The 11898-nt window shown below is 51.5% G+C and carries 15 protein-coding genes; 9 read left to right on the plus strand and 6 right to left on the minus strand.

The window, feature by feature from the left end; all coding sequences use genetic code 11:
* The first annotated feature begins 65 nt into the window (after positions 1-65).
* Together KGP25_RS11305 and KGP25_RS11310 are read left to right on the plus strand one after the other, a co-directional pair.
* On the plus strand, positions 66-2246 hold the full coding sequence (locus KGP25_RS11305; RefSeq protein ID WP_223540462.1) for a type I secretion system permease/ATPase: 2181 nt from the start codon (positions 66-68) through the stop codon (positions 2244-2246).
* Positions 2243-3418: an HlyD family type I secretion periplasmic adaptor subunit gene (locus KGP25_RS11310; RefSeq protein ID WP_045910492.1), complete on the plus strand. Its 1176-nt coding sequence runs from the start codon at positions 2243-2245 to the stop codon at positions 3416-3418. Before KGP25_RS11305 ends, KGP25_RS11310 begins: the two co-directional genes overlap by 4 nt.
* Before the next feature lie 35 nt (positions 3419-3453).
* On the opposite strand, the gene KGP25_RS11315 is transcribed toward KGP25_RS11310, so the two are convergent.
* Complete coding sequence (locus KGP25_RS11315; protein WP_111966707.1) at positions 3454-4338, minus strand: MarR family transcriptional regulator; 885 nt, start codon at positions 4336-4338, stop codon at positions 3454-3456.
* Positions 4339-4614: 276 nt separating this feature from the next.
* Here KGP25_RS11315 and KGP25_RS11320 point away from each other — a divergent pair, with 276 nt between their 5' ends.
* Complete coding sequence (locus tag KGP25_RS11320; protein WP_223540463.1) at positions 4615-6078, plus strand: EAL domain-containing protein; 1464 nt, start codon at positions 4615-4617, stop codon at positions 6076-6078.
* Positions 6079-6109: 31 nt separating this feature from the next.
* Here KGP25_RS11320 and KGP25_RS11325 read toward each other — a convergent pair whose 3' ends face one another.
* The 3 genes from KGP25_RS11325 to KGP25_RS11335 form a co-directional block, all read right to left on the minus strand.
* The gene (locus KGP25_RS11325; protein WP_045910495.1) at positions 6110-6382 is read right to left on the minus strand and encodes a CsbD family protein; all 273 of its coding nucleotides are present in this window, start codon (positions 6380-6382) and stop codon (positions 6110-6112) included.
* 119 nt (positions 6383-6501) lie between these two features.
* The gene (locus tag KGP25_RS11330) at positions 6502-7170 is read right to left on the minus strand and encodes an epoxyqueuosine reductase QueH (protein WP_223540464.1); all 669 of its coding nucleotides are present in this window, start codon (positions 7168-7170) and stop codon (positions 6502-6504) included.
* Between the two features lie 124 nt (positions 7171-7294).
* Positions 7295-7771 carry a GNAT family N-acetyltransferase gene (locus KGP25_RS11335; RefSeq protein ID WP_223540466.1) on the minus strand — a complete coding sequence of 159 codons (477 nt, stop codon included), beginning with the start codon at positions 7769-7771 and terminating at the stop codon, positions 7295-7297.
* An 89-nt stretch (positions 7772-7860) separates the two neighbouring features.
* On the opposite strand from KGP25_RS11335, the gene KGP25_RS11340 reads away from it, so the two are divergent.
* From KGP25_RS11340 to KGP25_RS11355, 5 genes are all read left to right on the plus strand, one after another.
* A complete protein-coding gene (locus KGP25_RS11340; RefSeq protein WP_223540468.1) occupies positions 7861-8859 on the plus strand; it encodes a LysR family transcriptional regulator in 999 nt (332 codons plus the stop codon).
* A gap of 166 nt (positions 8860-9025) precedes the next feature.
* The gene (locus tag KGP25_RS26790; protein WP_324252045.1) at positions 9026-9112 is read left to right on the plus strand and encodes a hypothetical protein; all 87 of its coding nucleotides are present in this window, start codon (positions 9026-9028) and stop codon (positions 9110-9112) included.
* A gap of 10 nt (positions 9113-9122) precedes the next feature.
* Positions 9123-9383: a bacteriocin immunity protein gene (locus KGP25_RS11345; RefSeq protein ID WP_223540469.1), complete on the plus strand. Its 261-nt coding sequence runs from the start codon at positions 9123-9125 to the stop codon at positions 9381-9383.
* Positions 9384-9453: 70 nt separating this feature from the next.
* Positions 9454-9732, plus strand: coding sequence for a hypothetical protein (locus tag KGP25_RS11350; RefSeq protein ID WP_223540470.1), 279 nt, complete (start codon positions 9454-9456; stop codon positions 9730-9732).
* 16 nt (positions 9733-9748) lie between these two features.
* Positions 9749-10252: an SGNH/GDSL hydrolase family protein gene (locus KGP25_RS11355; RefSeq protein ID WP_223540471.1), complete on the plus strand. Its 504-nt coding sequence runs from the start codon at positions 9749-9751 to the stop codon at positions 10250-10252.
* Between the two features lie 52 nt (positions 10253-10304).
* On the opposite strand, the gene KGP25_RS11360 is transcribed toward KGP25_RS11355, so the two are convergent.
* Together KGP25_RS11360 and KGP25_RS11365 are read right to left on the minus strand one after the other, a co-directional pair.
* Positions 10305-10799 (minus strand): surface-adhesin E family protein, encoded by a 495-nt coding sequence (locus KGP25_RS11360; protein WP_223540472.1) that lies wholly within the window; start codon positions 10797-10799, stop codon positions 10305-10307.
* A complete protein-coding gene (locus KGP25_RS11365; RefSeq protein WP_223540473.1) occupies positions 10796-11419 on the minus strand; it encodes a hypothetical protein in 624 nt (207 codons plus the stop codon). Before KGP25_RS11365 ends, KGP25_RS11360 begins: the two co-directional genes overlap by 4 nt.
* Before the next feature lie 200 nt (positions 11420-11619).
* Here KGP25_RS11365 and KGP25_RS11370 point away from each other — a divergent pair, with 200 nt between their 5' ends.
* On the plus strand, positions 11620-11895 hold the full coding sequence (locus tag KGP25_RS11370) for a metal/formaldehyde-sensitive transcriptional repressor (RefSeq protein ID WP_008502288.1): 276 nt from the start codon (positions 11620-11622) through the stop codon (positions 11893-11895).
* The last annotated feature ends 3 nt before the right edge of the window (positions 11896-11898 follow it).

The raw sequence follows: 11898 nt of genomic DNA on the forward strand, positions 1-11898 counted from the left end.
CCGCGGGGAGCGATCCCCGCGGCCTTTTGGCGTTTCTTTACACGAATTGCGTTAACCCGGAGATTATGAAGACACATCCACAGTACGAACCCTGGCTGCAGGGCATGCTCATCATCGCGAAGCACTACCGGCTGGACTTTTCGGTGGAGCACGTTCGGGTCACGATTAACCATGAAAGCCAGTCGCCTCGCCAGCTGGTGCTGGAGGAGATGGCGCGCCAGCTTGGGCTGGGGATGCGTGTGGTGGCGGCGGAAGCGGTCTCCCTCGATCCGTGGCGTCTGCCGCTGCTGGCGGAATTCACTGGCGGGCAGATTGCGGTGATCAACCGCATGGACAACGAAGGCAACGTCAGCCTGCAGTTCAGCGGCGACGGCGGCCTTGAGACGACGCTGACGCGCGAGGCGCTCGGGTCGCGATTAAAGGGCCTGATGGTGCTGCGCCCGCTCGAGTCCACGCCGGATGCCCGCGTGGATGACTACATCAAACCGTATGAGAAAAACTGGTTCTGGCAGCTGGCGCTGAAGGACTGGCGACGCTACAGCGACATTATGCTGGTGGCGCTGGTCGCCAACGTGCTGGCGCTTTCCGGCATGGTCTTCTCCATGCAGGTCTACGACAGGGTGGTACCGTCGCAGTCAGAAGCCACGCTGTGGGTGCTGTTTGGCGGCGTGATGATTGCCATCGTGTTCGAATTCATCATGCGCATGCTGCGCGTACACATTTCTGACGTGGTGGGGAAGCGCGCCGATCTGCGCATCTCTGAACGCGTCTTTGCCCACGCGCTGCGGATTAAAAACGGCGCACGCTCGAAATCCACCGGATCGTTTATCGCGCAGATCCGCGAGCTGGAGTCGGTGCGCGAGCTGATCACCTCGACGACCATTGCGGCCCTCTCCGATCTGCCGTTCTTCCTGCTGTTCGTCTTCATTCTGTGGATGATTGGTGGTCCGCTGGTGCTGGTGGTCCTGCTCGCCGTGCCGCTGCTGCTTATTCCGGGCCTGCTGGTGCAGCGCCCGCTGGGGAAACTCTCCAGCGAAGGGATGCGTGAATCCGCCATTCGTAACGCCACGCTGGTGGAAGCGGTGCAGGGCATTGAAGACATCAAGCTGATGCGCGCCGAGCAGCGTTTCCAGAATCAGTGGAATAACACCAACGACGTTGCCGCCAGCGTCGGCATGAAGCAGCGCTGGCTGACGGGCCTGCTGCTTACCTGGACCCAGGAGGTGCAGTCGATTGTTTACGCGGTGGTGCTGCTGGTGGGCTGCTATCTGGTCATCAGCGGCGACATGACCACCGGTGCGCTGGTGGGGACCTCGATTCTGGCGTCGCGGACCATTGCGCCGCTGTCACAGATCTCAGGCGTGCTCTCGCGCTGGCAGTCGGCAAAAGTGGCCCGCAAGGGGCTGGACGACCTGATGCAGCGGCCGATTGACGATCCGCAGCACGGCAAGAAGGTGCACAAAGCCCACCTGCGCGGCGACTATGCCCTTGAGGACATCGGGTTTTACTACGACGAGGAAGAGAAACTCACCGTGCTCAACATCAGCAAACTGCAGATCCGCGCTGGAGAACGCGTGGCGGTGCTCGGGCGCAATGGCTCCGGCAAAAGCACGCTGTTACAGCTTCTGGCGGGCATGCAGGAGCCGCAGCAGGGCAGCATTCTGCTGGACGATATTGCCCTCAATCACCTTGATCCGGCCGACGTGCGTCGCGACATGCAGCTGCTGAGCCAGCAGGCCCGTTTGTTCTTTGGCTCCGTGCGGGACAACATCCTGATGGGGAACCCGCTGGCGACCGACGATGAGATTCACCAGGCGCTGGTCAACAGTGGCGCGCTGGAGTTTGTGCGCAAACAGAAAATGGGGCTGAACACTATCATCAACGAGGGCGGAACGGGACTCTCGGGCGGACAGCGTCAGGCGCTGCTGCTGGCGCGCGCCCTGATCACCTCGCCGACTATTCTGCTGCTGGACGAGCCTACCGCCTGGCTGGACGAAATGAGCGAGAAGCAGTTTATTCAGCATCTTCACACATGGCTGGGTAAGCGCCGGACGCTGGTGGTGGCGACGCATCGCCTGCCGATTCTGGACCTGGTCGACCGCATCATCGTGCTGGAAAACGGCAAGGTGGTGATGGACGGCCCGCGCGACGCCATCCTGCACCAGCATGGTATGGCGCCGCAAAAGACAGCACAGCGCACCGTGACCATGAAACCGGCGGCGGTTGCAGAGGAGGGGGCGGCATGAATGATTTCTCCCGTTTTAATAGCCGACTGAAGGAGCCTCGCCTTCCGCGCTCTACCCTGGTGGCATGGTCCCTGTTCGCCCTGCTGGTGGTGTTTATCGCCTGGGCGAGCCTGTTCCATCTTGATGAGGTGACGACAGGCAGCGGCAAGGTGATACCGTCTTCGCATGAGCAGGTCATCCAGTCCCTGGAAGGCGGCATTATCCACAGCCTGATGGTGCGCGAAGGCGACATCGTCGAGCGCGGCCAGCAGCTCGCGCAGCTTGATCGGACAAAAACCGAGTCGAGCGTGCTGGAGAGCGAGTCGCGTCTGAATGCGGCGCTGGCCACGGCGGCACGCCTGAAGGCCGAAGTTAACGACACGGAGCTGACGTTTCCCGAGGAGCTGGATGACGACGTTGAGCTGGTTAAGCAGGAAACGGCGCTCTATCAGTCCCGTCGCGAGAGCCTTGAAAAAGGGCTGGCGGGTTTACGTCAGGGTGCCGAGCTGGTGCAGCGCGAGCTGTCGTTGACCCGTCCGCTGGTGACCCAGGGGGCGGCCAGCAAGGTGGAGGTGCTGCGTCTTGAGCGTCAAAAAAATGAGCTTGAGAATAAAATCACCGAGATGAAAAACCAGTATTACGTCCGCGCCCGCGAAGAGCTGGCGAAAGCCAATGCGGAGATTGAAGCCCAGCGTTCGGTGATGAAGGGTCGGGAAGACTCCCTGACCCGACTGACCTTCAATGCGCCGGTTCGCGGGATCGTGAAGGATATTGACGTCACGACCGTGGGCGGCGTCATCCCGCCGAACGGCAAGCTGATGAGTCTGGTTCCGCTTGACGATCAGATGGTGGTAGAAGCGAAAATTTCGCCGCGCGATGTGGCGTTTATCCATCCCGGCCAGAAGGCGCTGGTGAAAGTGACGGCCTATGACTACTCCATTTACGGTGGGCTGGAAGGGGAAGTGACCATGATTTCGCCGGACACCCTGCAGGATGAGGTGAAAAGAGATGTTTATTACTATCGCGTCTATATTCGTACCGACAGTAACCATCTGACCAATAAGCAAGGTCAGGAATTTCCGGTCTTTCCGGGCATGATTGCCACCGTTGATATTAAAACCGGCAGCAAAACCATTCTGGATTATCTGTTGAAACCGCTGAACAAGGCAAAAGAGGCGCTGCGGGAAAGATAAGTGAAAGGCGTTCGGGATACCGAACGCCTGGTGGATTATACAGTTGACGTCACGTTGTGAGCGTGGCGTCGCTCTTTAGGAACAACGTTGATGTAATGCGTAACATACGCAAAATATAACCCGGCATAATTTTCGACGAGTTCGATAAACGCCGGATAGACCGATAGCCGACCATCACCCCGATCTTTCAGATAGCCTGCCTCCTGAGCCGATTTGATAATCCGGTTGACGTGGATACGCGATACAAAAAATTCTTTTGCGAGCGTGCTGGCTGAATAGTCGATGACGGCACCATGGGCAGATTTATTTTTCATAGCCTGCAGGTAAAGATAAAGCATAATCATACGTCCACCATCTTTATCGATAAATAATCCCACTTCAGGCAACACCTTTCTGAACGTTAATCCCCGAAAAAGATATTCTGCCGCGCGGCGGAAAAAGTTATTTCTCAAAATATCATTATCCAGCAGGTTCACGTTAATATTGAATGTCGGGTAAAGAATACTGACGGGCAAAAAAGCGCCGGACATATATCGCTTAAGTTCATTCAGACCTTTTTCGGTTGGCGCGATTCTCGTTTTGCGTCTGTCTTCCGTACAGCGCCAGGTCCTGATGCGCCCGGTAGTTCTGAGTATCGTGATGATCGCAATAACACTGTTGGGGCTGGCTATCTTATAGCGAGAACATAACTCTTTAATTTCAGAAACTGACTCGGCCTGATTTCCAAAAATAAAACAACACATGGAGAGGATAATGTTGAACCGGGATTCCTGCAGCATTGTCTTGTAGAACAAAGGTTGTTTTTTGTAGATGGTGTCATTAATTGTGTAGTGCTCTAATATTGCCTCACCGAATCGTGGATTGCTCTTTATGACATCCCTTCGATGTAGCAAGGCCCTGGATGAGATATGATTATCCATAGCATTTTTCTCGTATTTGAATGAGCCGATAGATGAAGTATCCAGTCTTCTTTTTCGGAATTTTCATTATACCCTGAGAATAAAACATTTGCCGTGGTTATTTGAAAAGAAAAGTATATTTAAACGCGGGTGATTAACGCAAAGATGTTCCGGTGAATTAGGCTGATAACAGTTTCTTAACCCTGAGTGCTACTGTAAAATTATACTTCGCAACAGATGCAATAAATTTTACGCATACTCAAATGGAAATGGCGCTTTGGTGCCCAGGAGCAGGTTATGACCCACAAAATTTCTCTCAGAAATGGGGCGTGCGATGAACATAAGTTTGTCATCTCAGCCTGCGGTTTCACATTCCAGGGATATTGTTCGATCCTTAATAAATACGGAATCCATGCTACCCGGATCCACTTTAACGGAGATGAGGCATCTCAACAGGATATTGAAAATATCCTTAAAAATCAGGATGCGCATATCGTGGTGTTTCTCGGGAAAGGCGTGGTCAACCTCCTGGAAAGCCTGAAGCGACTGGCATCCATACTCAATGCACTGCCCGTCATTCGGCACGTCACCCTGTATGGTGATATTCCCGATGGCTGGCTGTACCGCACGCTGGGCAGTCTTTTAAATAACCGCTATCAACTATCATTGATTCGCGTAGCCAGCGTTTCTGATGTAATCGCCTGCTTTCATACCCATTACAAAAGTTTTAAGGATCGCTCTCGCGCATTACGCGAACGCTACATTGATATTTCCTCGCAAGAAAATCTCAAGTGGTTAACACGAAGAGAAATTGACGTATTATTAAGTTTCTACCGCGGCATGTCCGTAAAAGAAATGTGCGATAGAATGGGTTTGTCGAATAAAACGGTGTATACCCACCGTAAGGAAGGTGTGCTTAAATTACACTTAATTAAGCGTTGGCTACACGATCCGCATAATTTTAAAGCAGAAATGCCTGCTAAACACCCACGTCAAAAAACGGGGCTTACGGAGAAGGAAACCGACATTTTTAATGCTCTACGAAATCGCGAAATATTTCCGGCATATCAGATCATTACCGATCGGGATAAAAAAGGTGTTGGGTTTGAAATACTGATTCGCTGGAATAAAAACGGTAAAATTGTCAAGCCTGCCAGTTTTTTAACGGATATTACCAATCATGAAATATGGTTGCAAATAACGGCGTTGGTCATCCATGCTGCCGTTTCAGGGATTAATAAGTATAACGGGAAATATTATTTTTCTGTGAATATCCCGCCTCGTCTGGCATCCGGAAATGCCTTGCCTGATATGGCACGAAAGGCCATCGATATGCTGCTCAAACCGCAGTGGGCGGAAAAGCTGGTCTTTGAATTTGCAGAGGATATTGACGTGACGAAGGATAAAAGGATCCCTGAAACCATGCGGCATTTACGCAAAACGGGGTGTCGTTTATTTCTGGATGACTGCTTTTCTAACCATCAAACTATGTTCCCGGTACGCCAGGTCCATTTCGATGGACTCAAGCTGGATCGGGACATCGTCGATCACTTTGTGGCAAATGACAATGACTACAATCTAATAAAAGCGATTCAGATTTATAGCGACATGACCGGCACTGACTGTATTGCAGAAGGGGTTGATAGCGAAGAAAAGTTCGAGAAACTCGTCGCGCTGGGCGTTAAAAACTTTCAGGGATATTATCTTTCACGTGCCGTGAAAGAGGATGAGTTAGACCGCATGGTACGGTTATTTAGCTGATGAGAAAAATAAAGCCCCGAAGGGCTCTGATTTATTTTCGACCCAGCAACAGGCCGAGAACAATACCGACAGCACCCGCGGCGATGAGGCCGGTGAGGGGATTATTTCTGACCGCTTCTGTGACGTCGGAAACGGCATCGCTGGCCTGAGCGGCGTATTTTTTCGCGGCACCTTTAACCTGATGTTTTGGTGAATCGACGAATTCACCAAACTGCTGCTGCGCTGAACCTGCAAGTTCATCAAATTTATTTTTTGCCTTGTCTTCAGCAAACTGGGTGTTTTTATCAGTACCGATATCAGACATTTTTGCCTCCTTTTGTTGATAGTTAAAGGATAGCCGCTCTTTGCGGATGTGGGAGACGCAAGGCTAAATTCGGCACCTGACAGGGCGGTTTTCGGATATATCTCTATACCGGGAACCCGTTATTTCTCATTGTCATCCTGACCGTAATACAGTTTCCCGATGCGGATCAGCGGGCGACCCTGAGACTTACGGTGCAGGTTACTGTCCCTCAGCGAATAAACGCACCCGCAATATTCCTGCTGGTAAAACTGTTCCCGCTTGCTGATCTCAATCATGCGTGAGGAGCCGCCCTGTTTGCGCCAGTTATAGTCCCAGTAAACCATACCCGGATAGCGCGCGGCCGCACGCTGGCCGCAGTCGTTTATTTGCTGCATGTTCTTCCAGCGGGAGATCCCCAGCGAGCTGCTGATAACTCTGAATCCATTTTCTGCCGCATAGAGCGCCGTGCGCTCGAAACGCATATCGAAGCACATGGTGCAGCGGACGCCGCGCTCGGGTTCCCATTCCATGCCTTTCGCACGCTCAAACCAGTTATCGGTGTCGTAATCGGCATCAACAAACGGCACGCCGTGCTTTTCCGCAAAGCGAATATTTTCCTCCTTACGAATGAGGTATTCCTTTTGCGGATGGATATTGGGGTTATAGAAGAAAATGGTGTACTCAATGCCCGACGCCTGGATAGCCTCCATCACTTCACCCGAGCAGGGGGCGCAGCAGGAGTGAAGCAGCAGCTTGTCAGCGCCGTTGGGCAGGGTGAGTTGAGGGCGGATAAAAGGGGCTGTCGTCATGGCGTTCTGCACTATGTTGATGAAATTTATGGAAGGGTAGCATAAATTCAGAAACTGTTGAGACGGGAGCGATGCAGGAAAGCGCGATCCCGCGGGGCGGGATCTTCTCGGGTAGCGCGTGCCGCTATTCGGCAAATTTGAGCAACGCTTCTCCGTCAAGACGGTAGCGCACCCATTCGGACTGCGGCAGCGCGCCAATGCTCAGGTAAAAGTCGATGGCGGGCTGGTTCCAGTCCAGCACACTCCATTCAAGGCGACCGCACTGCCGTTGTACGGCGAGCTGGGCGATATGTTTCAGCAGTGCTTTTCCCGCCCCCAGGCCGCGATACGCCGGAGAAACGTACATGTCTTCCATATAAATCCCGTTGCGGCCAAGCCAGGTTGAATAGCTGGTGAAGAACACGGCATAGCCCGCGATCTTGCCTTCACACTCCGCGATCAATGCCTCGGTTTTAGTACCTGCGCCAAAGAGCGTTTCCCGGATCTCCTCCGGCGTGGTAACCACTTCTTCCGGGGCTTTTTCATACACCGCCAGCTCGTAAATCATGGCGTAAATGGCCGCCGCATCTTCGGGGCGGGCCTGGCGAAGGGTGATACTCATTGTTTTACCTGCTTTTAGCGTGTGTCCTGATTGATGGCATTAAGCATACGGCGTATTGTCTGAAGAATTAAGTGCAATGAAATCAACAAATGATGAATATTATGCATCCGGTACTGAGGCGTCTTGATTTAAACCTGCTGCCCGTTTTCGACGCGATATACCGCCACCGTTCCGTTCGGCTGGCCGCTGACGAGCTGGCGATGAGCACATCCGCGCTCAGCCATGCGCTGTCGCGCCTGCGCGCCACCCTGAATGACCCGCTGTTTTTTCGTGAAGGGCATCGCATGTCCCCCAGCGTGTATGCCTCTCAGCTCGCGCCTTCGATTGCTTCTGCACTATCGTTCCTGAATCATGAGCTGACCCCGCAGCCGGAGTTTGATGCAGCCAGCAGTACGGAGAGCCTGCAGATTGCGATAACGGACTTTACCGCGCTTTGCATTTTTCCGGCTCCGATGCACAGGCTGCAGCTTACAGCCCCGGGTTTACGCTTTGAATTGCGCTATCTGCCGCACAGCCCGGCGCTGACGGAACTGCTGGCGGGCGAAGTGGATCTGGCGCTGGGCTTCAGCACGCCGGAGGATATCCGTCATCCGGAACTGGAAGAGATCGGCTGGTTTGAAGATGAGTATGTGGTCATCAGCAACGCAAGCCGGACCCGGCTGACGCTGGAGGATTATCTCGCGGCACGGCACCTGGTGGTGACGCCGTGGAATGAGAAGCAGGGCGTTCTGGATGTGCGGCTTGAACAATTGGGCTTTACCCGACAAATCGCGATCAAAACGCCGTCGATGCTAAGCGCACCGTTTATCGTAGCGGAAAGTGACCTGCTGATGGCGATCCCCCGCTATGCCGCGGAGAAGCTGATTAGGACAGCGGATCTCAGGATTTTTGCGTTACCGTTTCCGATACGCACGTTTGAAGTGAAAATTTACTCGCATAAACGCAGCGGCCAGCGGGGCGCGACCCGCTGGCTGAAGGAGGAACTGCAGATGCTGGCGCAGGCTGTAGGGGACGGTAGGCCGGGTAAGCGCAGTGCCACCCGGCAGAAAGGACGGTCTGTAACGGATCGTCAATTTAACGGCAGGTAGATATCCGTTTGCAGCGCGTGTTCCGGCACCTCGTGAATAAAGTTGGATTAGCGAAGCAATTAAATAATGCTAATCTTGGTCAGACAAAATTAGGGAAAACAACTTTTGTGAAAAAAGGCGAGCGAGGGGCAAGAGGTTAAAACATGAACTTCACCATAAAAAATCAATACAAGATGGTGGCGAGGTATATGATATTGATAATTTAAGGGTGTTAACACCTAAGCGCCATGTTGAAATTCATAAAAAGGAGTGAGGTACCTGGTATGGACCATAAAAAAAGAATCACTGATTATTCTGAAGCTGAGTTTTTAGAGTTTGTTCGCGGAATTTTTAATCCAGCAAATTCCTCTGAAAGTAAAGACGTTGAGAATGTGCTTTATTTTGAAGAGATAACAGAACATCCAGATGGTTCTGACCTTATTTTTTACCCTTCAAAAACTCGTGAAGATACCCCTGAGGGGGTTGTAAAAGAAATCAAAGAATGGCGAGCAGTAAATGGTAAACCCGGGTTTAGACCGGAGTAATAGCTAACTCATAATTTACAATAATTCCTCAGGCGCAATGTATATGCATTGCACAGAGGTAAGCGCATCCATGAAAAAGGAGCTATTTTATGGCTTTGACAAGAAATTCATTAGCTATGCTGTTGTAGGGGCTGTCACGCCGTTTTCGACGCCTGAGGATGCTTTTTTTGTCCGCTTTTCCCAAAGCCTTTCGACCGGCGCGGATACCCTGATGCTGACCAAAGGTACCAGTAAACCTTCTGTGTATATGGGTTACGGTTGGCGTGGCTGTTATAGTCGGGATCTGAAATCCCACCAACAGACTGTTGAACTGTTCAACAGAAACTTCCCGGGGGGCCAATCTGGTTAATCGTGACCAGGTACTGATGGGGTATGCCCTGTCAACGAATGGCTCAGTGACAAGCAACGCCAGCTATTTTGTGACGGACTTTATCCAAGTAGCTCCCCTAACAACGTATATCTGCAATAAAGCCAGTAATGTGGTCTGTTGCTACGATGTGAACCTGAAGAACATTGATGTTCTTAGCATTCACACCAACACGCCATTCACCACGCCAGCGAGTGCGGCCTTCATTCGGATGCATGCCACACCGCTGAACACTGCTGATGTGCTTATGGTGCTGCATGGCAATGAAATGCCTTCAGACTATGTACCATTTGGTGCGCCAAACAAGCAGGATATAGAATATGTACAAGCAATCAAAGACGTCTGCTCATTATTCTCCGTACCGGTCTGTGATCTGTTTAATGAAAGCGGGGTTAATCTGTATAACCTGTCAGTCTTTACGCTGGATAATCTGCATCCTAATGACGTGGGGGCAGAGCGGATATCACACAATCTGGTCCAGCAATTTAATACTGTATTGTGAACCATAACATAGAGATGCAGAGCCTACGCTCTGCGTCTCTGCCTCACCTGTATTAATCTAATAACGGTATGCGATTATCTTTCGCTGGCTCTGGCTTGAGTTTTTCAACGGGAATACTGCACATGCTTTCCGCTATTGTCCCAAAAAGAGAGTCTTTCGGATAACTTTCCCATTGTCCCACATCCTGTGTCACATGTACGACATCGCCTTCCGCGAACGGTTTCGAAAAATAGGTTCGCGCCATAACGGCACGCTGGTTTTTGTCGCAGTTAATCACGTCGATTGCCCGTGAGCTCGCTATGTAGACGGGAGGATTTTTTATAATGAGTGTCTGCTCGGCGTAGTTATTGATGAAATAAAAGCGGCGTAAGTGATCGTTACCCTGATAAGTTGAAATCACCCGAAAATCGATATACGAAGCAATTCTTTTATCTTCAAGGATTTTTATGACGCCTGCCGGTGGCTTGGGGGTAGACTGGGGCTGGGGTTTACTTGTCCCGGTACAACCTGTCAGCATAAGTAATACCAGCCATGTTAGCTTTTTCATTTCGCATCCCCTGCGGATAAATCAGGCCGTAATGTCGTCAGCATGTCAGGCGTTACATTTCCCTGAACGGTACAGAGCAATAATGTCCCGTCTTTGCTTTTGCTGAGCATTAACAGCTTTTCGGTACTTTCTTTTGCCGGAGCAATACCTGTCACCGCCTGCGCGTTATCTTCCCACTCACTGTTTGGGTTGATTTTAATCATCGTCTGAGAAACATAATCGTCTCCCGCCTTTTTCCAGGACAAATGATCAAGTCTGGACATCACTTCTTCTTGTGACTCTTTGAAAATGAGTCCCCAGTAATAGTACTTACCGTAATTGATTTCATCGAGATTGCTGGTTTGCAGGTAATATCCCGATACCGTCAGATTTAATTCATGCAGCGGTTGAGCAAACCAGATGGTGCGATTGCCGTCTTCAGGGGCTTTGAACCAGGCCTGCGAATGCTTGTTTAGCGTTAAGGGGGCTACGTGGCTGAGTTTGGCTCGCTGATGATAAATCTCGTTGAAAAAGGTTGAGTCGCAGCGGGTCAACGTTTGTGTCAACGTGCTGGCGTGAACCGCGGGTGTGGCTACAGCCATACCTGCTATGAGCCCAATGGAGGAGATGAGTTTACGCATGTAATATCCCTATATTAAAAAAAGACCCTATTTTTATCGGCTTATCAGGATGAGACTTTACGCTTTTTTATTTTGCTTCGTTATCTGGCGTATTCAATGCCTCCCCCGAGTTTTGTACAAAACCTCAACCCTCTAATCTTTAGGTTTACACAGCGGTAACAAAATAGGTACCATACCCCCCTATAGTATCAGGAGGGCGTATGCCGCATTCACCCGAAGATAAAAAACGTATTCTTACCCGCGTCCGTCGCATTCGGGGCCAGGTTGATGCCCTTGAACGCGCGCTGGAGTCGGGCGACCCCTGCCTGGCCATCCTGCAGCAAATTGCCGCCGTGCGCGGGGCTGCCAATGGCCTGATGGGCGAAATGGTTGAAATTCACCTCAAAGATGAGCTGGTAGCGGGGGACACCACGCCGGATCAGCGAGCCGTACGCATGGCGGAAGTCGGCCATTTACTGCGCTCTTATCTAAAATAAATC

The organism is Enterobacter sp. JBIWA003, from assembly GCF_019968825.1.
GTDB lineage: Bacteria > Pseudomonadota > Gammaproteobacteria > Enterobacterales > Enterobacteriaceae > Enterobacter > Enterobacter quasiroggenkampii.

Excerpts from the sequence above, each read along its gene's own strand:
- KGP25_RS11310 (WP_045910492.1), top strand. The coding sequence starts at position 2,243 with ATGAATGATTTCTCCCGTTTTAATAGCCGACTGAAGGAGCCTCGCCTT.
- KGP25_RS11320 (WP_223540463.1), top strand. The coding sequence starts at position 4,615 with ATGACCCACAAAATTTCTCTCAGAAATGGGGCGTGCGATGAACATAAG.
- KGP25_RS11315 (WP_111966707.1), bottom strand. The coding sequence starts at position 4,338 with ATGGATAATCATATCTCATCCAGGGCCTTGCTACATCGAAGGGATGTC.
- KGP25_RS11365 (WP_223540473.1), bottom strand. The coding sequence starts at position 11,419 with ATGCGTAAACTCATCTCCTCCATTGGGCTCATAGCAGGTATGGCTGTA.
- KGP25_RS11355 (WP_223540471.1), top strand. The coding sequence starts at position 9,749 with ATGGGGTATGCCCTGTCAACGAATGGCTCAGTGACAAGCAACGCCAGC.
- KGP25_RS11360 (WP_223540472.1), bottom strand. The coding sequence starts at position 10,799 with ATGAAAAAGCTAACATGGCTGGTATTACTTATGCTGACAGGTTGTACC.
- KGP25_RS11340 (WP_223540468.1), top strand. The coding sequence starts at position 7,861 with ATGATGAATATTATGCATCCGGTACTGAGGCGTCTTGATTTAAACCTG.
- KGP25_RS11345 (WP_223540469.1), top strand. The coding sequence starts at position 9,123 with ATGGACCATAAAAAAAGAATCACTGATTATTCTGAAGCTGAGTTTTTA.
- KGP25_RS11330 (WP_223540464.1), bottom strand. The coding sequence starts at position 7,170 with ATGACGACAGCCCCTTTTATCCGCCCTCAACTCACCCTGCCCAACGGC.
- KGP25_RS11335 (WP_223540466.1), bottom strand. The coding sequence starts at position 7,771 with ATGAGTATCACCCTTCGCCAGGCCCGCCCCGAAGATGCGGCGGCCATT.
- KGP25_RS11370 (WP_008502288.1), top strand. The coding sequence starts at position 11,620 with ATGCCGCATTCACCCGAAGATAAAAAACGTATTCTTACCCGCGTCCGT.
- KGP25_RS11350 (WP_223540470.1), top strand. The coding sequence starts at position 9,454 with ATGAAAAAGGAGCTATTTTATGGCTTTGACAAGAAATTCATTAGCTAT.
- KGP25_RS11325 (WP_045910495.1), bottom strand. The coding sequence starts at position 6,382 with ATGTCTGATATCGGTACTGATAAAAACACCCAGTTTGCTGAAGACAAG.
- KGP25_RS11305 (WP_223540462.1), top strand. The coding sequence starts at position 66 with ATGAAGACACATCCACAGTACGAACCCTGGCTGCAGGGCATGCTCATC.